Source organism: Campylobacter jejuni (assembly GCF_049221745.1).
In the GTDB taxonomy this organism is placed as follows: Bacteria; Campylobacterota; Campylobacteria; order Campylobacterales; family Campylobacteraceae; genus Campylobacter_D; species Campylobacter_D jejuni_E.
On record NZ_JBMJAO010000003.1, the window covers coordinates 57757 to 81641 of the forward strand.

Sequence of the window (23885 nt, forward strand, 5' to 3'; positions counted from 1 at the left end):
ATGTTAAATGTAATTTATGCTTTATTTTTTAGAGAGTTAAAAACTAGATTTGGTGCTAATAGACATTTAGGTTATCTTTGGGTAGTTGGAGAGCCAATGTCAATAACACTTGCCATCACAGTAATTGTCACTATTATAAGAGAATATAATCATCAAGTTATGCCTGAGGGAATTTCTATTTTTATGTTTGTAATTTCAGGCATTATACCTTTTTTTATGTTTAGAAGTATAGTAACCCAAATTATGAATGGTACCCAAGCAAATTTGGCTCTTTTTGCTTATAAACCTGTAAAGCCTATACATGTATTTATTGCTAGAACTTTGCTTGAGTTTTGCATTTATTTTGTGATTTTTATCACTGTACTTTTTTTTGCAGGGTGGTTTTTTAGGTTTAATGTATTCCCTGTTCATTTGCTCGGGGTTTTATTTTGCATTTTTTTGCTTATGTGCTTAGCTTTTGCTTTGGGGATTTGTTTTGCTATTATTTGGCATTTTGTAGAATCTTTAAGAGCTTTGCTTATTTATTTTAGTATATTGGTTTATTGGACTTCAGGTATTATACTCCCTACTTGGTTAACCCCTCGCCCTTTACTTGATATACTATATTATAATCCCTTGCTTCATGTTTTTGAACTTTTAAGATTTAATTTTTTTGAGAATTATCCTTTGCAAGATGAATATAGTTATTTTTATGCTATATTCTGGATTTTACTTGTTTTATTTATAGGACTTTTTGTCTATTATCATAACAGACAAGCTTTAACGGCGGCAAAAAAAGAATGATAAAGCTAATTAATCTAACTAAATCTTATCCTTTATTTAGCGGTGGAAGGCATTATGTTTTTAAAAATTTTACTTTTGAATTTCCTGAAAATTGTAGCATAGGATTAATGGGGTATAATGGAGCAGGTAAATCTACTCTCATGAGACTTTTAAGCGGGGCAGAGCTTCCTGATAGTGGTAAAATAATTACTAATAAAAAATTATCCTGGCCTTTGGGTTTAAACGGAGCTTTTCAAGGTTCTTTAACAGCTAGAGATAATGCTAAATTTGTAGCTAGAGTGTATGGTTATAAAGGAAAAGAACTCCAAGAAAAAGTAAAATTTGTGGAAGATTTTGCAGAACTTGGGAAATTTTTTGATGAGCCTATGAAGACTTATTCTTCGGGAATGAGTGCTAGGATAGCTTTTGGACTTAGTATGGCTTTTAATTTTGATTATTATTTGATCGATGAGGCTGGAGCTGTTGGAGATCCTGCTTTTAGGGAAAAAAGTGTGAAATTATATAGAGAAAGATTAAGCAAATCAAAAGTGATTATGGTATCTCATGATGTAGCTGAAATTAAAGAATGGTGTGATAAAATAATTTATATGAAAAATGGTCAAATTACAGTGTATGATGATGTAGATGAAGGAATAGCTGTGTATCAAGGAAAAGCTTAATGGAAAAAAATAAAACTTTATTAGAAAAAATCAAAGATTTAAGCATATTTGATTCTTTTAAAATTGTTTGGTTTATAATGATTTTTGTTGTGATTTATTATACATTGATTGCAGCACCAAGATATGTAAGCACGATGATTTTAGATGTTAGATCAACAAGTGGAGAAAGTGTTCAAACAAGTGGAATCTTGTCTTTGCTTAGTAGTACTTCTACAGCAAGCGAAGATTTAAATTATCTAAAAGGTTATATAGAATCAAGTGATATGTTAAAGATTTTGGATGAAAAAATCAAACTTAAAAATCTTTATCAAGAACAACATATAGATTTACCTTTTAAAATTTGGGATTCAAGCTCGATAGAATCTTATCTTAAATACTACCAAGCAAGAGTTAAGGTTCATACGGATGAAACCACTAAACTTTTAAAAGTTGAAGTAGAGGGTTTTACACCTAAATCAGCTCATTTGATTGCTCAAACTATTATGCAAGAAAGCGAAAAGTTTATCAACGAAATCTCTCATAAAGCAGCTAGAGAGCAAATGGCTTTTGCTGAAAATGAAGTACAAAAATACAAAGAACGTTATCAAAAAGCACAAAATGATTTGATTGCTTTTCAAAATAAATATGGAGTTTTTGACCCTTTAAAGCAAGCTGAAACTAAAGCAAGTTTGGTTGCACAAATTGAGGCTAATCTAGCTCAAAAAGAAGCTAAACTTTTAACTTTACAAAGCTATATGAATGATGCAGCACCTGAAGTAGTAGCACTTAAAGCAGAAATTGAAGCGATTAAAAAGCAACTTTTAAGGGAAAAATCTAAAATTTCAGCTAACAATTCTTCTCAAAAGCTTAACGATTTAGCTGCTAAATTTCAGGATTTAACTATAGAAGCTACTTTTGCGCAAAAAGCTTATGAAGCAGCTTTAAAAGCTTATGAAAGTGCTAGAATAGAAGCATTAAGAAAAATAAAACAACTTGTCATCATCCAAAGTCCAGATATTCCAGAAAGTGCAAAATATCCTGAAAGAATTTATGATATTTTAACAGTATTTATTGTATTATCTTTGATTTTTGGGGTTGTTAAATTTATTAAAATGATAATAGAGGAGCATAAGTATTAAAATGAAAAAAATATTAATTTTATTTTTTAGTTGTATTTTATGTTTTGGAGCTGTGGATGTTTCACAAATCATTTCAGCAGAGAGTCAAGGTCCTACTACAACTAGCATAGATCAAAATTTAAGCTCAAATTATGATATAGTAAATAAAGAAAATAATCTTACAAAAATTCATCAAATTTTAGTATTTGGTGCTCATCTTTTTAATGGAAATTTTAAAAATTACAATCAAAGAGTTTATAACCCAGATTATAAGATCGCAGTCGGTGATCAAATCAGTCTTAAAATTTGGGGATCTGTTGAGTTTTCACAAGTTTTAGCGGTGGATTCTCAAGGAAATATTTTTATCCCTAAAGTAGGAGCTGTAAATTTACTAGGTGTGAAAAATAGTGCCCTTGTAAGTGTTATAAAAGCACGTGTTAATAAAATCTATAAAAGTAATGTTTTTGTTTATGCAGATATGAATGCTTATCAAAATGTCAGTGTTTTTGTAACAGGAAGTGTTAATGCTCCAGGACTTTATCAAGGACTTAGTTCAGATTCAGTGATACAGTATCTTGATAAAGCAGGAGGTATAAATTTAGAATATGGAAGTTTTAGAGATATTCAAATTTTGCGCAATAACAGCGTGATAAAAAATATCGATCTATATGATTTTTTGCTAAAAGGGCAAATAGATCTTTTTCCTTTTAGAAGCGGAGATGTTATCTTGGTAGGAAATGTTCAAAATTACGCTTTTGTTAACGGTGATGTGCAAAGACCTTTTCGCTTTGAACTTTCAAATGATATTAAAACTTTAGCTGACTTAGCTAGAGTATCAGGTGCTAAACCTATCGTAACTAATGCTATCGTAAAAAGTTATGGTGAAGATCATAAGCTTGATGTAAGTGCTTATAATAAAATGCAATTTTCAAAAGTTTTGCTTAGAACGGGAGATGAGGTAGAATTTAACCCTGAGTATGTTTCTGAAAATATAACTATAAGTGTAAATGGTGAGCATAATGGTTTAAAAACTTTAGTTGTAGGTAAAGGAACGACTTTAGAAGATATTTCTAAACTAATCAAGGCTAATCCGCAATCAAATATGCAAGCTTTGCAAGTATTTAGAAAAAGTGTAGCTAGAACTCAAAAAGAACTTATCAATGCTCAGCTTAAAGAGCTTGAAACTCTAGCTTTAACTAGCAGTTCTGTTACAGCTCAAGGCGCAGCTATAAGAGCTCAACAAGCAAAAACTATTTTAGAATTTATCCAAAGAGCTAAGCAAGTGCAACCAAAAGGCCAAATTGTCATCGATAATCCAAAGTCTTATAATTCGGTTATTTTAGAAAATGGTGATACTATTAATGTACCAAGTAAGAATAATCTCATTATAGTTCAAGGCGAGGTTTCTTTACCTGGAGCTTTTGTGTATGATAAAGGAAAAGATTTAAGATATTATATCAATCTTGCAGGAGGTTATGGAGAAAGAGCGGATACTTCAAAAGTTTTGGTGATACGAAGCAATGGAAAAGCTGAAAAATACCATAGTGGTATAGACATGAAACCAGGCGATTCTGTGTTGGTATTACCAAAAGTGGATAGTGAGAATTTGCAAATTTTTTCAATGTTAACTCAAATTCTTTATCAAATTGCTATCGCAACCAATGTTGTGCTTAATCTTTAAGGTTTAAATATGAATACTCTTGAAATAGCCAAAGAAGTTTTTGAAAAAGAAGCACAAGCTATTTTGGGTTTGGCTAAAAATTTAGATGAAAATTTCAATCAAGCTATAAATTTAATGTTAAATACCAAAGGGCGTTGCATAGTCAGTGGAATGGGTAAATCAGGCCATATAGGTGCTAAGATAGCAGCTACTTTAGCAAGCACAGGAACGCCAAGCTTTTTCATCCATCCAGGAGAGGCTTTGCATGGAGATCTTGGAATGTTAACTCCCGAAGATGTTTTAATCGCTATTTCAAATTCAGGAGAAACTGAAGAAATTTTAAAAATCATTCCTGCTATAAAAAAGCGCAAAATTCCACTTATAGTAATGTGTGGTAAAAAAAATTCCACCCTTGTAAAGCAAGGCGATATATTTTTAAATATAGCCGTAGAAAAGGAAGCTTGTCCTTTGCAGCTTGCTCCTATGTCATCAACAACGGCAACTTTGGTTATGGGGGATGCTTTAGCTGCTGCTTTGATGAAGGTAAGAAATTTCAAGCCTGATGATTTTGCCCTTTTTCATCCAGGGGGAAGTTTAGGACGTAAGCTTTTAACCAAGGTAAAAGATCTTATGGTTTCAAGTAATCTTCCTATAGTGTATCCTGATACTGAATTTAACGATCTTGTTGATGTGATGACTAGTGGCAAGTTAGGACTTTGCGTAGTGCTTGAAAATGAAAAATTGGTTGGTATCATCACTGATGGGGATTTGCGTCGTGCTTTAAAAGCCAGTGATAAACCGAGATTTGATTTTAAGGCTAAAGAAATCATGAGTACAAATCCTAAAGTAGTTGATGCTGATGCTATGGCAAGTGAAGCAGAGGGGATCATGCTAAAACATAAAATCAAAGAAATTATAGTAGGAAAAGAAGAAAGGGTTGTAGGGATTATCCAGCTTTATACGATAGGAAATGTTTAATGGCTCTTTTATCTGTTATTATTCCTTTTGGATTAAGTAAGGAGCGTCCTTATATAGAAGAAAGGGTTATTGAGAAAGCAAAATATTTTAAAAGTGATGAGAATATAGAATTTATTTTTGTTGAAGGATATTCATCTAAAGATCACGAGCTTAAAAATTTTATCCAAGCAAACTATCATATTTATCTTAGAGATATGGATCAAAAAGCTTTTTCTCAAGGAAGATGTAGGAATTTAGGAGCAAGTTATGCGCATTCAAATGTTCTTTTGTTTTTGGATGTGGATTGTTATATTTCTTTGGATAATTTTGAAAAAATTTTAAAACTAATTCAAATTAAAAATATTTCTCAAAATATCAATGCTTTGATAGTTTTACCCGTAGTGTATCTTAATAAAGAAGCTAATGAAAGATTAAAACAATACGATGAGAAATTTTGGGATATTTTGATACAAGAGGATTTGTTTACAGCAAAAAATACTTGGATAAAATTTTTTGCCCCAAGTTCTACTTCAAGTATTGTGATAAATAAATACCAGTTTTTAAGATTAGGCGGAAATGATGAACATTTTATCGGACATGGTTATGAAGATTTTGATCTTTTTGTTAGAATTTTAAAAGCTTGTGTGAGTTTTGAAAAAATGCCTACTAATTTAAGTTATGATGCTAGAAATTGGAATTTTTTTAATTTTAAAGGTTTTAGATCTTGGTTTTCATTACTTGGTTATGAGGCTTGTTTTTATGGAATTTATATGTATCATTTTTGTCATATAGAACCCAATCAAAATGCTTATATGCAAAATAAAGATAAGAACCATCAGCTTTTTTATAAACATTTAAAAAATATCAAAAAACACGATTTAAAACCTTTGCAAGTTTTTAAAGCCAAAGGTGAAAAAGTTTTAATGCTTTTTAAAGATCAAAATTATGATTTTAAAGATATTAGTGTTTATGTGGGAGAAATCATTTATAAAAATATAAGTGATTTTTTCATAGATAAAGAGTTAAAATATGAACTTTTGTTGAATTTTTTACAACAAGAAAAAATCACTAAAATATTTTTAGATGCAAGTATAAAACTACAATTTGATGGTATAGATTATTGTGATATTTTTTATTTTCAAAAAGGTATTTTACCTCATTCTTGGTTTTTTTCAAAAAATTTAGAGTTAGATTATAAACAAGATTTAATTTTAAGCGAGCAAAAACTTTATCAAGTTAAAGAATATTTCTTAACTTTAAAGGAGGATGAAAAAAAAGTTATCTTAGATTTTTTAAGCCAAAACAATGATGATAAGCATGATTTGTATGAAATGCTTTATTATTTGATTAACGAGCTTTATAGTTTTGAGCATGAGGGAATTTTTTATCAAATCATCATTGATAAAGAAAAAATGCTGATGGCACAAAAATATGATAAAAGTTTTTATCCTTTAAAATCTTTTGTTTATAAACCTTATTTGTATGAGCTTAGAAGCATAAGACCTTTTTCATTTTTAATGAAAATTTTAGGTTTAGAGTATCTTGGTGCTATGATTTCACATACTAAATTTTATCGTTTAGCAAGAAAATTGTTTTTTAATCCTAAGGGTTTTTTTGAGGATTTGAGAGTTAAAAAGAATGCAAATGTATAAATATTTAGTTAAACCTAAAATTTCTGTTATTATCCCTTCTTATAATTCGGCTAAATATATAAAAGAATGTTTAAACAGTGTGATTTTTCAAAGTTTAAAAGAGATTGAAATTTTATGTATAGATGCATATTCAATTGATGGAACTATAGATATATTAAAATCATATGAAAAGCAAGATAGTAGAATTAAAATTATTTTTTCAAAAAAAAAGAGTTTAGGATATCAAATTAATCTAGGATTAAAAGAAGCTAAAGGGGAATATTTTACAATAGTTGAAAGTGATGATTATGTAAAAATAGATATGTGTGAAAAACTTTATAGATTAGCCCGCAATCAAGATTGCCAAGTAGTTAAATCTGATTTTATTGGTTTTGAAGATAAGGAGAAAGAAAGAATTTTTAAAAACCTCCCTATATGTTATGATCAAACTTTGTATAATAAAAAAACTAATTCGTATTTAAATCCAAATATTATTAAAGATTCTTGGAATATGAATCAATCTAGTCTTTATAAAATGGATTTTATAAAAAAATATGATATAAGAGCAAATGAAACACAAGGAGCTTCTTATCAAGATATAGGATTATGGTTTCAAATTTTAAGTTTGGCTTCAAGCATTTATTTTTATAAAGAAAGGTTTTATTTTTATAGACAAGATAATGAACATGCTTCAGTTAAGAGTAAAGATAAAATATATTGTGTTTGTGATGAGTTTGAGTTTTTAGATAAGTTTCTTGATAAAAATTTAGAGCTTAAAAGTAGATTGCAAGATGTTTTTTATTATTTTAAATTCAAGGTATATTTGTGGAATTTAAGGCGTATTGATGATAAATATAAATTAGATTTTTTGTATAAATTTTCACAAGATTTTTCACTTATTTATAATAAGTTAGATAAAACGGTGTTTAAATCTAGCGAAATATCAGAACTACGATGTATTATTCAAGATCCTAATAAATACTATAAAAAATATAATAGTATTTTTTATAGTATAAAAAAAAAGATTTTTAGAATAAAAAGAAAAATATTTAAGTAAAAAAATGAATAAAATAGTAGGTGTGGTTATCCCAATTTATAATGTAGAAAAATATTTAAGAGAGTGTTTGGATAGTGTTATTAATCAAACTTATAAAAATTTACAAGTTGTACTTGTAAATGATGGTAGCACAGATAAAAATTCTTTTAATATAGCCAAAGAATATACTTTAAAAGATGAAAGATTTATACTTTTTGATAAAAAAAATGGTGGTCATAGTTCCGCTAAAAATGTCGGCATAGAATATTTTAGCGGAGAATATATACTTAAAAATAAAACTCAAATTTTAGAAAAAAATTCTTTAATAGAATTTAATATAAAAGGTAATAATCCCTATGAAATTTATACAGTGTATAAAAGTTATAAAGCTTTTCATACTACTAAAGATTTAGCTGATTTTATTTATCCTAGTATAGACTATATTATCTTTTTAGATTCTGATGATTATTGGGAGCTTGATTGTATAGAAGAGTGTGTAAAAAGAATGAATGGGATTAATGTTCTTTGGTTTGATTATAAGTTTTTAAATAAAAATAAAGCAACTCAAATGGAAATTTATAATTACACAAAAGAACAAATCATTACTCCTTTGCAATGGTTAAAAAGGACTAGAGAAATAGGTAATTATTTATTTTGGTATGCTTGGCAAGGAATGATTGACTTTACTTTTTTGCAAAAAATTAATATTAAATTTATCAATCAGATCATCCATGAAGATCATCATTTTGGTATAGCACTTTTTTCTATGACTGATAATATATACATTTATCCTGACAAAAAATATATATATCGTTTTAGAGAAAGCAGTATAAGCAATCAAAAACAATATAGCATAAATACTAACTCTTATTTGTATACTTTATACATAGAATTTGATAAAAATACCTATGAATTAAAAAGATATCAAATGTCTATGAACTGGATTTTGACTTGTTTGGAATTGATAAAAGTTTTAAGGTATAATGAGAATAGTAAAATATCAACACTTGTTGAACAAACTTTTTTGCCTACTTTGCTTGATAAAACTTTGATTATTTTTTTTATAGATAAAGATCCGTTGTTGCTTAAAAATAAACTGCAAGAATTAAAAGATTATTTTGAAAAATTTCATTTAAGTGGAGCAGAATGTCTTAAATATCAATTGTCTTATCGTTTAGGACAATTTGTTTTAACAAACTATAAAAATTTAACAGGCTTTATGAAAATTATCTTAAATACTAAAAAAATGATATTAAATATTAAAAAAGAAGAAGAATTGTTTCAGAAAACAATCAAAAATTACCCTTTTATTACTTTTTCTGCTTCTAGCAAAGATCTAGAAAGTAGAAAAATCAAAAAACATTATTCTTATCGTTTAGGGAAATTTTTAAAAATTATTTTAATATAAGTTAGTTTGAATTATAATAAGTTTTATAGAAATTAAGAAAGTATTTATAATGAGAGTTATTTTAATCACTGGGGGAACGGGATTTCTAGGTTCTAATTTATGTAAAAGATTGCTTAGCGAAGGCAATAAAATTATTTGTGTAGATAATAATTACACAGGTAAAATAAAAAATATTAAAGAGCTTTTAGAAAATGAAAATTTTACTTTTATAGAGCATGATATTTGCGAACCACTAAAAATCACACAAAAACTTGATCAAATTTATAATTTTGCTTGTCCCGCTTCTCCGCCTGCTTATCAAGGAAAACACGCCATAAAAACAACAAAAACAAGTGTATATGGTGCTATAAACATGCTTGAGCTTGCAAAAGAGCATAATGCAACGATTTTACAAGCTTCAACTTCAGAAGTTTACGGAGATCCACTCGTTCATCCACAAAATGAAGAATATAGAGGCAATGTAAATCCTATAGGAATTCGTGCTTGTTACGATGAGGGAAAAAGATGTGCAGAAAGCTTGTTTTTTGACTATCATAGACATGAAGGTGTGGATATTAAGGTTATAAGAATTTTTAACACCTATGGAGAAAATATGGATCCAAATGATGGAAGAGTTGTAAGTAATTTTATCTGTCAAGCTTTAAGTGGAAAAGATATCACAATTTATGGAGATGGTTCGCAAACACGTTCTTTTTGTTATGTGGATGATTTAATTGATATTATTATAGAGGTAATGAATTCTTCAAAAGATTTTCAAGGACCTATAAATATTGGTAATCCTGGCGAATTTACCATAAAAGAGTTAGCACAAAAAATTATAGAAAAAACAGACTCAAAATCAAAGATTATTTATAAAGATTTACCATTAGATGATCCAACTCAAAGAAGACCTGATATTTCTTTAGCTAAAGCTAAATTTAATTGGGAGCCAAAAATAAATTTAGATGAAGGTTTAGAAAAAACTATAAAATATTTTAAAGAAAAAATTACAGAATTTAAAGGATGAATTAAAATATGAAAATAGGAATTATAGGAACAGGTTATGTTGGACTCCCAATAGGTGTTGGATTAGCAGAACTTGGTAATGATGTTGTTTGTATAGATAGAGAAAAATCAAAAATTGATGCTTTAAATAATGGTGTGCTAACAATTTATGAAGATAGTCTTGAAGAACTTTTTCATAAAAATGTAAAAGAAGGTCGTTTAAAATTTACAACTTCTATGCGAGAAGGTATTAAAAATGCGGATTTAGTGATCATAGCAGTAGGAACTCCCCCGCATCCAGTTACAAAAGAAGCAGATATGAAGTATATCCATGCAGCTGCAACTGAGTTAGCGGATTATTTAACAGGCTATACAGTAATTGCTATAAAATCTACTGTTCCTGTTGGCACAGGTGATGATATAGAAAATTTAATTAGCAAGAAAAATCCAAATGCAGAATTTGATGTTCTTTCTTTACCTGAATTTTTAAGAGAAGGTTTTGCAGTATATGATTTTTTTAATCCAGATAGAATTATAGTAGGAACAAATTCACAAAGAGCAAAAGCGGTGATAGAAAAACTTTATGAGCCTTTTAAAGGAAAAAGCGAATTGCTTTTTGTAAATCGTCGTTCTTCAGAAACTATCAAATATGCTTCAAATGCATTTTTGGCTATAAAAATTCATTATATTAATGAAATGGCAAATTTTTGTGAAAAAGCTGGAGCTGATATTTTAGAAGTTGCTAAAGGTATGGGTCTTGATACTAGGATAGGAAATTGCTTTTTAAATCCTGGACCTGGATATGGAGGTTCATGTTTTCCAAAAGATACTTTAGCTATGGCTTTTATGGGTAAACAAAATGATATCGATTTAACTTTAATAAATGCAGCTATTAAAGGCAATGAAGAACGTAAAAACCATATGTGTGAAAGAATTTTAAATAGCGTTAAAGATATCAAAAATCCAAAAATAGCTATACTTGGCCTTGCTTTTAAAGATGGTACCGATGATTGCAGGGAAAGTCCTGCTGTAGATATTGTTTTTAAGCTTTTGGAACAAAAAGTTAAAATTTGTGCTTATGATCCAAAGGCTATGGATTTAGCTGGGCAAATTTTAGGAGATAAGATTGATTATGCTAATTCCATGTATGAAGCTATAAAAGATGCTGATATGATTGCTATACTAACAGAATGGAAAGAATTTTCAAGTCTTGATTTAAAAAAGGCTTATGATTTAGTAAGGCATAAAAAAATTGTTGATTTAAGAAATTTAATTGATAAAGATGAAGCTATAAAGCTAGGTTTTGAGTATCAAGGTGTAGGTAGATGAAAAATATTTTAGTTGTAGGTGGTGCAGGTTATATAGGCTCACATACCTTAAAGCATTTGCTGGATAATAATTATAATTGCATTGTTATGGATAATCTCATCTACGGGCATAAACGAGCTATAGATAAAAGAGCTAAATTTATTCATGCAGATTTACTAGATACCTTTTCTTTAACTAGTGTTTTCAAGCAAGAAAAAATAGACGCAGTGGTGCATTTTGCAGCTTTTGCTTATGTGGGAGAAAGTGTTGTAAATCCTGCAAAATATTATCAAAATAATGTAATAGGAACTATAAATCTTTTAAATGTGATGTTTGAAAACAATGTTAAAGATATAGTTTTTTCAAGTACTTGTGCAACTTATGGAGAGCCACAATATACTCCTATTGATGAAAAACATCCCCAAAATCCTATCAATGCTTATGGAAGAACTAAGCTTATAATAGAACAAGTTTTTACTGACTATGAAAAAGCTTATGGTTTAAGACATATTTCTTTAAGATATTTTAATGCTGCAGGTGCAAGCAAGGATGGACTTATCGGAGAAAGTCATAAACCTGAAACCCATTTAATTCCTTTAGTTTTAAAGGCTATAAAAGGAGAAATTCTTGCTATAAATATTTTTGGAAATGACTATGACACCGAAGATGGAACTTGCATAAGAGACTATATTCATGTAGAAGATTTAGCACTTGCTCATCGTTTAGCCTTAGAAAATTTACATAAATTTAGTGGTTGTATAAATCTTGGTACAGGTATAGGAACAAGTGTAAAAGAAATCATTAGTGCAGCCGAAGTTGTAAGTGGTAAAAAGTGCCCTATAAATTATGCACCACGTAGGATAGGCGATCCTGCAAGATTATACGCAGATAATAAAAAAGCAAAAGAAATTTTATCTTGGGAAGCAAAATACACTGATATTAAAGATATAATTAAAAGTGCTTGGGATTGGGAAAATAATAGAAAGTATTAAGATGAAAAAAGTTAAAAATTTAATTGTAGGTTGTGGGCTTAGTGGATCGATTTTAGCTGAGCGTTTAGCTAATAAAGGGCAAGAAGTTTTAATCATAGATAAAAGAGAACATATTGGCGGAAATATTTATGATTATAAAGATCAAGAGAGCAATATAACTGTACATAAATATGGACCTCATGTTTTTCACACTAGCATAAAAGAAGTATGGGATTATCTAAGTCGTTTTACAAAATGGCATTATTTTATGTATAGAGTAAAAGCTTTTATAGATGGTAAAGAAGTAAATATCCCTTTTAATCTTGATACTTTACATAAGGTTTTTCCTGAAAGTTTGGCTAAAGATCTTGAGCAAAAATTAGTAAATAAATTTGCTTTTAATTCCAAAATTCCTATTTTAGAATTAAAAAGTGTAAATGATAAAGATTTGGAATTTTTAGCTGAGTATATTTATAAAAAAGTTTTTTTAGGCTACACAGTAAAACAATGGGGTATAAAACCTGAAGAACTTAATTTTTCAGTGAGTGCAAGAGTTCCTGTATATATAAGTCGTGATGATAGGTATTTTGTAGATACTTATCAGGCTATACCAAAAGATGGCTATACGAAAATGATTGAAAATATTATAAATCATTCTTTGATAAAAGTGCAGTTAAACACTGATTTTAAAAACATAAAAAAAGATATAGAATATGAAAGATTGTTTTATACAGGAGCAATTGATGAATTTTTTGATTATAAATTTGGAAAATTGCCTTATAGAAGTTTAAATATAGTATTTGAAGCTTTTGATAAAGAGTATATACAATCAGGTCCTCAAATAAACTATCCTGAAAATTATGATTTTACAAGAAGTGTCGAGTATAAATATTATCTTGATGAAAAATCTAATAAAACCATACTTTCTTATGAATTTCCTTGCGAATATGAAGAAGGCAAGAACGAAAGATACTATCCTATACCTAATGATGAAAATCAAAAACTATATGAGAGATATTTAAATGAAGCTGCTAAACTTACAAATGTGCATTTTTTAGGTAGGCTTGGGGATTATAAATACTACGATATGGATAAGGCTGTAGAGAGAGTGTTAAAATTTATAAAGGAGTTTTTACAGTGAAAGAAAAAAAAGAAAATCAAAATCCAAGTATCAAAATACTTGTGGGTTACCATAAACCAGCTGAGTTGCTTAAAGATGATATTTTAACTCCTATTCATTTAGGAAGAGCTTTAGCAACTGAAGCTTCTAAAGATGGTAGCATATCAAGAAATGACTATGAGTGGATGTGTAAAAATATGATAGGTGATGATACAGGAGATAATATATCACATTTAAATCGTTATTTTTGCGAACTTACTGGAATTTATTGGGCTTGGAAAAATTATGATAAATTGGGAAATCCGGATTATATAGGATTTATGCATTATAGAAGACAATTTATTTTTGATGAATCAAAAGTTGAAAATTTAAGTATACACGAAAATGGATGGCCTTGGGTTATAAGAACTTCTCAAGATCAATTTCCTTCTTACAATAAACATGATATATTAAAGCATTTGGATGATGGACGCATTGATATGTTTATTCCAAAATTTTTTGAATTAAATTCCCCTTTTAATGATAATTTTTATAAGTTTGATACAATAGAAGATTGGTATCCTGGAGAAAAACTTTTTATCCAGAATAGAAATTTAACCATAGGTCATTATTTATATAAATATATTCTTGATACCTTTGCAGAATTTTCTGAATACAAAAGTTTAGCTAATAAATATTTCTTAGGGTGTGGATACTATCCATGTAATGTTTTTATATTAAAAAAAGAAGTTTTTTTTGAATATTGCAATTTTTTATTTAATTTGTTGTTTATAGTATATGAAATTTTAGAAAAAAATTTAAAAATTAGAAATTTGCATGAAGCAAGAGAACCAGGATATTGTGCAGAATTAATTACAACTATTTTTTTTCTAAAAAAAATCAAAGAAGGAAAAAAATATAAAGAGTTGTATCTTTTCTGGAATGATGGAATTTTTTTAAATCGCGATTCTTTTTATGTTGGAGCCGAAGATAGAGTTAAGCGTCATTTATCCTATCAAGTTGGTAATTTAATTATTCAAGATGTTAAAACTCCAAAGATACTTATTTTACCTTTTAAAATATTTTTTTTATGCTTAAAATATTTTATATTGAAAATTGCTTATCAAAAATTTATTAAAAAATATCCGGAATTAAAACCACCTAAATTAGATAATTATTTTGATTATCAAAAGGCTGTTGTTATTCAAAACTATTTTTCATATAAACTAGGAAATAATCTACTTAAGAATCCTTTAAAATTAGTAGTATTAGTTTTTAAAAATTTTAAAACTATTGTTATATCAAGGAGAAAATTTGAATTATAATAAAGATTTAATTGTTGCTTGCAGGGGAGATGGTTTTGGTGAGAGAATGTTGGCTTTATTAAACGCAATGTATATAGCCAATAGATTAAATATAAAGTTTAAATTTGTTTGGAATGTTCTTACAAATAACAATAAAGAAGATGATAGATTTGTTGATTCAACTGATGTTCCTTCTGAAAATAGAATTTTTTCTAATCAATTTATTAACAAATATTCTTGTACTCAAAGTATGAATGTATGCGCTGTTGATGGGATGGGGTTATTTTTAAAAAATGGTAAATATAGATTAGAGAAATTATTTGATTATGAATCTGGATATGATTTTGGATATGTTAGTACGCAATATGATTTATCTAAAATTTGTGAAGATGTTGAGCATGAAGAATATTATTCATCACTTAAAAATATATGGAAGCAAATTCATTTTTCTGAAAAACTTCAAGAAATAATCAATTTTGTTGAAACTTATAATGATAGTTATATAGCAGTTCATATTCGTTCCGGTGAAGCATTGTATGAATACAACAGAAGAGATATTTATTTTTTTAGAAATAAAATTTTAGATGTTAACTTGGCATTAAAGGTAATAAATTTTGAATCTTTAGATAAAAATAATAAGATTATTATTTTCAGCGATGATCTTGATGCAAAAAAACATATAAAAGATTTTTTTAAGGATAGGAATAATATTTTTACAGTTGAAGATTTTAAAATTTATAAAGATGTTTTTTCTCAAACTTTTTTTGAATTACTGTTGATGTCAAAGTCTAAAAAAATTTATAGTTCTGGTAGCTCGGGTTTTTCTCAGTTGGCTTGTAGGATATCAAATAAGGCCGAATTTATTTCGATTTATAGTTTATATACCGAGCAAGAACAATATGATATTATTAGATCCTATATCAATAAAATAGATTTTAATAATTACAGTAAAGCTTTTTCCTATTTTAAACTATACTTATTATCTGATTATTTAAAATTATCCATTTCTTTGCAAAAAAAATACTTATTTCAAGCTATGAAATTAGATCCAGTTTGCAATGTTTATATTATATTATTTATACATTTGTTAGCTCGTGAGAAAAAAATACTAGATTTAGAACTTTTTTTAAAAAAAATGTTTTTTCAAAAGAAAGATATTTTAATCGAAGATTTTTTATTTGTTAATGTTTATGATTATTCATTTTTATATTTTTTTGTTTTTGAAGAAATTTTTAAAAATATAAAAGATACTGATAAGTTTGTAAATATTCGTTATCTTTTTTATAGATTATACTTAAGAATGAGAGAAAATCAAAATATTAAAAAATTTGATGAGAGGATGATGAAATTTTTAGATTATAACTTTAATCATTACAACTTTAATCATTTTATGTTTAAAAATAAAATTCGTAATATCAGCGCCGTTAAAAGAGTAAAAGAACATTTATGCTATAAAATAGGATATGTTACAATTCTGTTATATAGGAGAAAACTTATATTTTTAATCCCGTTTGTTCATGTAATGGTTTTTATTAATTTTATGATTAATAAAATTATATATAAGTGTGCGAAAAAATATGATTCAGATTTAATCTTTCCACTTTTAGAAAATTGTTATGATTATCAAGAAGCTTTAAAAGTTAAAGAATATTTGTCTTATAAACTAGGAAAGGTTTTCATAAAGGCTTATAAAAATTGGTATAAAGGTGGAGGTATTAAATTGATTTTTGATATTATTAAGCTTAAAAAAGAATTTAAAAATAAAGGAAAATGATGAAAATAGGAATTATAGGTGCTGGCGTATCTGGCATGTCTGTTGCAAAGCTTTTAAAAGATGATTTTGAGGTGGAAATCTTAGAAAAACTTGATGTTATAGGTGGCATTGCAAGAACTAAAGATGTAAATGGTATGGCTTATCATGTTAATGGTGGCCATTGTTTTGATTCAAAATATCAAGATGTAAAAGATTTTGTTTTTAACGAGATATTATCCAAAGATGAATGGAATTATATTGAAAGAAAAGCTCAAGTTTTATTTAAAAATCAATGGGTTAATTATCCAATAGAATTTTCAATAAATGTAATAGATAAAATTGATTCAAATTTGGCATTTAATATTACAAAAGAAATGTTTAGTGCATCGTATGAAAAAGGAAATAATCTTGAAGAATGGTTTATAAATCACTTTGGTCCAACTTTAGCAAGAGAGTATTTTATACCTTATAATACTAAAATTTGGGGCATTGAGCCAAAAAATATGGATAATGTATGGATAGAGGATGAAAAACAAATGAAGTTACCTGTACCAACTAAAGAAAATTTTTATTATTCAATTTTAAACAAAAAAGAAAATTGTGATAATATGACTCATAGACATTTTTATTATCCAAAAACAAATAATCAAAATACTTTTATAGAGGCTATAGGAGAAGGTGTTAATATTCTTACAAATTATGAAGTAGGGGAGATTAAAAAGGAAAACAATCAATGGCTTGTTAATGGTGAAAAAAAATATGATATATTGATAAACACAAGTCCTTTAGATTTTATTCCTAAAATTTTAAAAGATATTCCTACTGAAGTTTTAAATTATTTTAAAAAACTCAAATATAATAAAGTTACAAATATTTTTTGGGAGACAGATGGAAGTTTAGATATTACTTGGGGTTATATTCCAGATCCAAGCATAGGTTTTCATAGAATTTCTAATACAGGTTTCATAGTTCAACCAAAGGGAAAATTTTGCACCACAGAAGCTATAGGTGAGATTTCTTATAATAAGCTAGTGCAAGAAGGACAAAAAATACCATTTTTAAAAAAAGCTCTTGACTATAATGTTACAGAGCATGCATACGTATTTTTTGATTTAAATTATTCTAAATCAAAACAAAAAGCGATTGATTATCTTAATTCTATCAATTTAATTTCTCATGGTCGTTTTGGTGAATGGGAGTATTACAATATGGATGTGTGTATTAAAAGATCTATTGATTTAGCTAAAAGTATAAAAGGAAAATATAAAGGAAAATAATGGCCATAGAATTTGATATACAAGAATCAAAAAATTTAAAGGGAGTGTATATAATAACTCCTAATAAATTTAGAGATCTAAGAGGTGAAATTTGGACAGCTTTTACAAGTGAAGCTGTAGATAAGCTTTTGCCAAGTGAACTAAAATTTATACATGATAAATTCATACATTCAAAATACAATGTTATTCGTGGTATTCACGGCGATGTAAAAACTTATAAGCTTGCTACTTGTGTTTATGGGGAAATTCATCAGGTTGTGGTAGATTGTAGAAAAGATTCTCCAACTTATTTAAAGTATGAAAAATTCGTCATAAACCAAGATAATCAGCAAATCATCTTAGTACCGGCAGGTTTTGGAAACGCTCATTATGTTAGTAGTGAAAGTGCAGTTTACTACTATAAATGTGCTTATTTAGGAAATTATGCGGATGTACCTGATCAATTTACTTATGCATGGAATGATGAAAGAATCGGTATAGATTGGCCAACAAATTCTCCTATTCTTTCGGAACGTGATAGTTTAGCAACTAAAAATAAAGGATAAATATGGAAAAATTATTACAAGAGTTAAATGCTAATATTAAAGTTGGCAATCAATTGTCTTATCAAATTTTAATGTCAAATATTATTTCAAATTTAGATATTGATAAAAGAGATAAGGAAATTTTATTCCTATTATTACAAGATAGAGATAGAAATTATATTCGCATAAATAACAATGAGCAGTGTTATAGGAATATTGTAAATTATTTAAATCTTATTCGACCTTTGAAACTGCCTTTGTATGATTTACTAAGAATTGGTGGCAATGGAGATGGTGGTTATGTAATGTATAATGGGGGGGGGGAGGTATATGAGCAATATTGATGCGAAAGCTCTTTCTTTAGGTGTTTCAGACAGTTCCCCTTGGGATTTGGAAATGGCTCAAAGAGGATTTAAGGTAATTGAATATGATGCTAGCATAGAAAAATGTCCTTATAGTCATGAAAATATTATTTTTCATAAAAAATTTATAGGCAATACAAACAACGAAAATACAATTACTTTAGCACAAGCTTTAAAAGATAATAATTTAGATGAGGGTAGGCCAAATATTTTGCAATGTGATATTGAAAATTGTGAATGGGATATGCTTGAAAATATTGATATAAGTATTTTAAATAAATATTTTTCACAAGTTATATTTGAATTTCATGGGTGTAATCCCGAAGAGCAAGATGGGGTTGAAAAAAGAATAAGTTTATTAAAAAAACTTAATAAATATTTTATTCCAATACATACACATTTAAATAATCACGGAAAGATTTTTTATTCTAAAGGATTATTTTTTAGCACTACTTTAGAAGTAAGTTATCTAAGAAGAAATGAGTTAAATTTAATGCAGGGTTTACATTATAGAAAAGAATGCGGAAATTTGCAAAATTTAGATTTTCCAGTTTGGCCATCTAATCCTGAAATTCCATTAAGATTTCAAGGATAAATGATGCAAAAAGATTCTAAAATTTATATAGCGGGTCATAGTGGTCTTGTGGGCAGTGCTATACTTGATGAACTTAAGCAACAAGGTTATAAAAATCTTATTTTTAAAACTCACTTTGAGCTTGATTTAACAAATCAAAAAGCTGTGGCTGATTTTTTTGAGAGAGAAAAGCCAGAATATGTTATTTTAGCAGCAGCTAAAGCGGGTGGAATTCTAGCTAATAGTACTTATCGTGCTGATTTTATTTATCAAAATTTAATGATAGAGTGCAATGTTATTCATAATGCTTATTTACATAAAGTAAAAAAGCTACTTTTTATAGCTTCAACTACAGTTTATCCTAAAAATGCAATATTACCAACTAGTGAAGATCAAATGTTAAGTGGAGATCTTGAATATACTAACAAACCTTACGCAATCGCTAAAATTTCAGGTTTGATGCTTTGCGAAAGTTATAATTTGCAATACAATACAAATTTTATAGCAATCACTCCTACAAATTTATATGGCAATAATGACAAATTTGATCTTGAAAAATCTCATGTATTGCCTGGAATTTTAAGAAAAATGCATTTAGCCAAGCTTTTAAATGAAAAACGATATGAGGATTTATTAAATGATTTAAAATTTGATTCTATTGAAGAAGCTAAGAATTATTTAAAAAAATTTGGCGTAGATAAGGATAATGTTGAAATTTGGGGTAGTGGAAAACCTACAAGAGAATTTTTACATAGTCAAGATTTAGCAAATGCTTGTTTATTTATCATGAATAATATAGATTTTAAAGATTTAAAAGGTGGTAATACTGAGATTATCAACACTCATTTAAATATAGGCCCACATAAGAATATCACTATCAAAGAATTAGCAGAATTAATCAAAAATATAGTAGGATTTAAGGGAAATTTAGTTTTTAATTTAAATCATCCAGATGGAGCAATGCAGAAATTTACGGATTGCTCAAAAATTCATTCTTTAGGTTGGAAACATAAAATCAAGCTCGAAGATGGTATTAGAATGATGTATAAGTGGTATATTAATAAATAAAAATTATACAATAAAATGATGTTTTTAAATTAAATAAATCTTGAAAATAATTTAATTATAGAGACATAAGAAAAATGCAAGTAAAATAAGCTAAAATACCTAAGTTAATACTTTTTAAGGAAAATCATGAGTAAAACAGCATTAATTACAGGATTTACAGGACAAGTTGGATCTCAAATGGCAGATTTTCTTCTGAAAAATACTGACTATGATGTTATAGGTATGATGCGTTGGCAAGAACCTATGGACAATATCTATCATTTAAGTGATAGAATTAATAAAAAAGATAGAATTTCCATTTTTTATGCAGATTTAAATGATTATTCCAGTCTTCAAAAGCTTTTTGAAAGCAAAAGACCTGATTTTATCTTTCACTTAGCAGCTCAGTCTTATCCAAAAACTTCTTTTGATATACCGATTGAAACTTTACAGACTAACATAATAGGCACGGCAAATATTTTGGAAAACATTAGAATTTTAAAGGCAAAAGATGGTTATGATCCCGTAGTGCATGTTTGCTCTTCAAGCGAAGTTTATGGCAAGTCAAAAGTAGGTATTAAGCTTAATGAAGAAACTGCCTTTCATGGTGCAAGTCCTTATAGCATAAGTAAAATCGGGACTGATTATTTGGGAAGATTTTATGGCGAAGCTTATGGAATTCGCACCTTTGTTACTAGAATGGGAACACATAGCGGCCCAAGACGTTCTGATGTGTTTTTTGAAAGTACGGTGGCAAAACAAATTGCTCTTATTGAAGCGGGCTATCAAGAGCCTGTTATCAAGGTTGGAAATCTTTCGAGTGTAAGAACTTTTCAAGATTGCCGTGATGCTATAAGAGCTTATTATCTACTCTCTCTTGAAAGCGAAAAAGGAAATATTCCTTGTGGCGAAGCTTTTAATATAGCAGGTGAAGAAGCCTTTAAACTTCCTGAGGTTATAGACATTCTTTTAGGATTTTCCACAAGAAAAGATATAAAAGTGGAGCAAGATGAAGAAAGATTACGCCCAATTGATGCGGATTATCAAATGTTTGATAATACAAAAATAAAAAGTTTTATTAGCTGGAAACCAGAAATTCCAGCCAGACAAATGTTTGAGGATTTATTAAATCATTGGAGAGATGAGATAAAAAAAGGAAGGATTCCGTTAAATAGATGAAAACTATACGCACGCAAACTCCACTTCGCCTCGGTCTAGCAGGTGGGGGAACTGATATAAATTTATATTGTGATAAATACACAGGTTATGTTTTAAATGCGACCATATCTTTATATATACATTGCACTTTGATTGAAAGAGAAGATGAAAAAATCATTTTTGATTCTCCTGATACAAATTCTTACTGTGAGTATAAAAGCAAAGAATTTTTAGAAAATGATGGAAAGTTAGATATTTTTAAAAGTATTTATAATCGCATTGTAAAAGATTTTACAAAAAAACCTTTGAGTTTTTCTTTGCATACATACTCAGATGTACCAAGTGGTAGTGGCTTGGGTGGAAGCTCGACTTTGGTTGTAGGGGTTATAAAAGCCTTTACAGAATGGCTTAATCTACCTTTAGGGGAATATGAAATCGCTAAGCTTGCTTATGAGATAGAAAGAGAAGATTTAGGCATAGTAGGTGGAGCACAAGATCAATACGCCGCAACTTTTGGGGGATTTAATTTTATGGAATTTTATGATAATAAAAGAGTAATTGTTAATCCTTTGCGTATTAAAAACTGGATAGCTAGTGAGCTTGAAGCTAGAACTGTGCTTTATTTTACAAATATCACAAGAGAAGCAAAAGATATAGAAGAGCATAAAAAAGGAAAGCTTGGAGATGAAAAGTCTTTAGAAGCTATGCATGCCATAAAGCAAGATGCTATAAAGATGAAAGAAGCTTTATTTAAGGCTGATTTTGATACTTTGGCACAAATTTTAAGCAAGTCTTGGCAGTCAAAAAAAATCATTTCTGAAATCGTTAGCAACGATGAGCTTGAAAGAATTTATAAACTAGCTATAGATAATGGAGCTTATAGCGGCAAAACTAGTGGAGCAGGAGCAGGTGGATTTATGTTTTTCTTCGTAAATCCTACTAAAAAATATAATTTAATCAAAGCTTTAAGCAAAGAGCAAGGTTATGTACAAGATTTTTTATTTACAAAAGAGGGGGTTAAATCATGGAGAATTTAAATTCTTATATAAAAGAACATTTTCGAGAATCGATTTTGGTAAAAGAGCAAATTTTAAAAGATGAGAATTTGATAACTCTTATTAAAAATGCTTCATTAGAAGTCATAAAAGCTTATAAAAATGGTAACAAAACTTTATTAGCAGGAAATGGTGGTAGTGCAGCAGATGCACAGCATATTGCAGGGGAATTTGTAAGTAGGTTTTATTTTGATAGGCCCGGTATTGCAAGTATCGCACTTACGACAGATACTAGTGTATTAACAGCTATCGGGAATGATTATGGTTATGAAAATTTATTTGCTAGACAAGTGCAAGCTCAAGGTGTTAAAGGAGATGTTTTTATAGGAATTTCTACAAGTGGGAATAGTAAAAATATCTTAAAAGCTTTAGAGCTTTGCAAACAAAAAGAAATCATAAGTATAGGCTTAAGCGGAGCTAATGGTGGGGCTATGAATGAGCTTTGTGATTATTGTATAAAAGTGCCTTCAACTTGCACGCCAAGAATTCAAGAAGCACATATTTTAATAGGACATATTATGTGTGCTATTGTCGAAGAAGAGCTTTTCGGTAAAGGTTTTTTTTGCAAGCAATAATACTTTGTGGCGGCTTAGGAACAAGGCTTAAAAGCGTTATAAAAAACATTCCAAAGCCTATGGCGCCGATAAATGATAAACCTTTTTTAGAATTTATCCTTGAGTATCTTAAAAAGCAAGGTGTAAAAGAGATCATTTTAGCAGTATCATACAAGTATGAAGTGATACAAGAATATTTTAAAGATGAATTTTTAGGTATAAAAATAAAATACAGCATAGAAAAAGAACCTTTGGGAACAGGTGGAGCTATAAAAGAGGCTTTAAAATTTATAAAAAATGAGACTTATGTTTTAAATGGTGATACATTATTTAACATAGATTTAACTAAATTAAAGCTAAATGAAAGTAAAATTTGCCTCGCTTTAAAACAAATGAATGATTTTGATAGATATGGCACAGTAAATGTTGATGAGCAAGGTTTTGTAATTTCTTTTGAGGAAAAGGTATTTAAAAAGCAAGGATTAATAAATGGTGGAATTTATCTTTTAAAAAAAGATATTTTTAACGATTTTACTTTACAAGAAAAATTTTCTTTTGAAGAGTTTTTACAAGAAAATTACGAAAAACTAAAAGCAAAGGCTGAAATTTTTGATAATTATTTTATAGATATTGGTGTACCTGAGGATTATTATAATTTTACAACCAATCAAAGCCATTTTTAAA

At 28.2% G+C, this 23885-nt stretch carries 21 protein-coding genes and 1 pseudogene; all 22 read left to right on the top strand.

What is annotated here, in order from left to right:
- The 22 genes and pseudogenes from kpsM (at position 1) to hddC (ending at position 23884) form a co-directional block, all read left to right on the top strand.
- Entirely contained in the window at positions 1-783 is a 783-nt protein-coding gene (kpsM, locus tag ACOTU8_RS03865) for an ABC transporter permease (RefSeq protein ID WP_422341860.1), read from the top strand.
- On the top strand, positions 780-1442 hold the full coding sequence (gene kpsT, locus ACOTU8_RS03870) for an ABC transporter ATP-binding protein (RefSeq protein WP_422341861.1): 663 nt from the start codon (positions 780-782) through the stop codon (positions 1440-1442). Before kpsM ends, kpsT begins: the two co-directional genes overlap by 4 nt.
- A complete protein-coding gene (kpsE, locus tag ACOTU8_RS03875; RefSeq protein ID WP_422341862.1) occupies positions 1442-2560 on the top strand; it encodes a capsule biosynthesis protein in 1119 nt (372 codons plus the stop codon). The genes kpsT and kpsE overlap by 1 nt, the downstream gene beginning before the upstream one ends.
- Before the next feature lies 1 nt (position 2561).
- The gene (kpsD, locus tag ACOTU8_RS03880) at positions 2562-4220 is read left to right on the top strand and encodes a polysaccharide biosynthesis/export family protein (RefSeq protein ID WP_422341863.1); all 1659 of its coding nucleotides are present in this window, start codon (positions 2562-2564) and stop codon (positions 4218-4220) included.
- 9 nt (positions 4221-4229) lie between these two features.
- Positions 4230-5177 (top strand): KpsF/GutQ family sugar-phosphate isomerase, encoded by a 948-nt coding sequence (gene kpsF / locus ACOTU8_RS03885; RefSeq protein ID WP_422341864.1) that lies wholly within the window; start codon positions 4230-4232, stop codon positions 5175-5177.
- Complete coding sequence (locus ACOTU8_RS03890; protein ID WP_422341865.1) at positions 5177-6808, top strand: glycosyltransferase; 1632 nt, start codon at positions 5177-5179, stop codon at positions 6806-6808. Before kpsF ends, ACOTU8_RS03890 begins: the two co-directional genes overlap by 1 nt.
- Positions 6801-7844, top strand: a complete 1044-nt coding sequence (locus ACOTU8_RS03895; protein ID WP_422341866.1) for a glycosyltransferase family 2 protein — start codon at positions 6801-6803, stop codon at positions 7842-7844. Before ACOTU8_RS03890 ends, ACOTU8_RS03895 begins: the two co-directional genes overlap by 8 nt.
- A gap of 4 nt (positions 7845-7848) precedes the next feature.
- The gene (locus ACOTU8_RS03900) at positions 7849-9231 is read left to right on the top strand and encodes a glycosyltransferase family 2 protein (RefSeq protein WP_422341867.1); all 1383 of its coding nucleotides are present in this window, start codon (positions 7849-7851) and stop codon (positions 9229-9231) included.
- 49 nt (positions 9232-9280) lie between these two features.
- Positions 9281-10237 carry a UDP-glucuronic acid decarboxylase family protein gene (locus tag ACOTU8_RS03905; RefSeq protein WP_422341868.1) on the top strand — a complete coding sequence of 319 codons (957 nt, stop codon included), beginning with the start codon at positions 9281-9283 and terminating at the stop codon, positions 10235-10237.
- An 8-nt stretch (positions 10238-10245) separates the two neighbouring features.
- The gene (locus tag ACOTU8_RS03910; protein ID WP_422341869.1) at positions 10246-11544 is read left to right on the top strand and encodes a UDP-glucose dehydrogenase family protein; all 1299 of its coding nucleotides are present in this window, start codon (positions 10246-10248) and stop codon (positions 11542-11544) included.
- Positions 11541-12515, top strand: a complete 975-nt coding sequence (gene galE, locus ACOTU8_RS03915; RefSeq protein ID WP_422341870.1) for a UDP-glucose 4-epimerase GalE — start codon at positions 11541-11543, stop codon at positions 12513-12515. Before ACOTU8_RS03910 ends, galE begins: the two co-directional genes overlap by 4 nt.
- Position 12516: 1 nt before the next feature.
- The gene (gene glf, locus ACOTU8_RS03920) at positions 12517-13635 is read left to right on the top strand and encodes a UDP-galactopyranose mutase (protein WP_422341871.1); all 1119 of its coding nucleotides are present in this window, start codon (positions 12517-12519) and stop codon (positions 13633-13635) included.
- A complete protein-coding gene (locus tag ACOTU8_RS03925) occupies positions 13632-14918 on the top strand; it encodes a DUF4422 domain-containing protein (protein WP_422341872.1) in 1287 nt (428 codons plus the stop codon). Before glf ends, ACOTU8_RS03925 begins: the two co-directional genes overlap by 4 nt.
- Positions 14908-16671 carry a hypothetical protein gene (locus ACOTU8_RS03930; RefSeq protein WP_422341873.1) on the top strand — a complete coding sequence of 588 codons (1764 nt, stop codon included), beginning with the start codon at positions 14908-14910 and terminating at the stop codon, positions 16669-16671. Before ACOTU8_RS03925 ends, ACOTU8_RS03930 begins: the two co-directional genes overlap by 11 nt.
- Complete coding sequence (locus ACOTU8_RS03935; protein ID WP_422341874.1) at positions 16671-17927, top strand: protoporphyrinogen/coproporphyrinogen oxidase; 1257 nt, start codon at positions 16671-16673, stop codon at positions 17925-17927. The genes ACOTU8_RS03930 and ACOTU8_RS03935 overlap by 1 nt, the downstream gene beginning before the upstream one ends.
- Complete coding sequence (locus tag ACOTU8_RS03940; RefSeq protein ID WP_422341875.1) at positions 17927-18472, top strand: dTDP-4-dehydrorhamnose 3,5-epimerase family protein; 546 nt, start codon at positions 17927-17929, stop codon at positions 18470-18472. Before ACOTU8_RS03935 ends, ACOTU8_RS03940 begins: the two co-directional genes overlap by 1 nt.
- 2 nt (positions 18473-18474) lie before the next feature.
- Positions 18475-19408: pseudogene (locus tag ACOTU8_RS03945) on the top strand (hypothetical protein).
- A 3-nt stretch (positions 19409-19411) separates the two neighbouring features.
- The gene (locus ACOTU8_RS03950) at positions 19412-20455 is read left to right on the top strand and encodes a GDP-L-fucose synthase family protein (protein WP_422341876.1); all 1044 of its coding nucleotides are present in this window, start codon (positions 19412-19414) and stop codon (positions 20453-20455) included.
- Between the two features lie 126 nt (positions 20456-20581).
- On the top strand, positions 20582-21613 hold the full coding sequence (locus ACOTU8_RS03955) for a GDP-mannose 4,6-dehydratase (protein WP_422341877.1): 1032 nt from the start codon (positions 20582-20584) through the stop codon (positions 21611-21613).
- Positions 21610-22629: a D-glycero-D-manno-heptose 7-phosphate kinase gene (gene hddA / locus ACOTU8_RS03960; RefSeq protein WP_422341878.1), complete on the top strand. Its 1020-nt coding sequence runs from the start codon at positions 21610-21612 to the stop codon at positions 22627-22629. Before ACOTU8_RS03955 ends, hddA begins: the two co-directional genes overlap by 4 nt.
- A complete protein-coding gene (gene gmhA2 / locus ACOTU8_RS03965; RefSeq protein ID WP_422341879.1) occupies positions 22617-23222 on the top strand; it encodes a D-sedoheptulose 7-phosphate isomerase in 606 nt (201 codons plus the stop codon). The genes hddA and gmhA2 overlap by 13 nt, the downstream gene beginning before the upstream one ends.
- Entirely contained in the window at positions 23210-23884 is a 675-nt protein-coding gene (gene hddC / locus ACOTU8_RS03970) for a D-glycero-D-manno-heptose 1-phosphate guanosyltransferase (RefSeq protein ID WP_422341880.1), read from the top strand. Before gmhA2 ends, hddC begins: the two co-directional genes overlap by 13 nt.
- Position 23885: the final 1 nt, after the last annotated feature.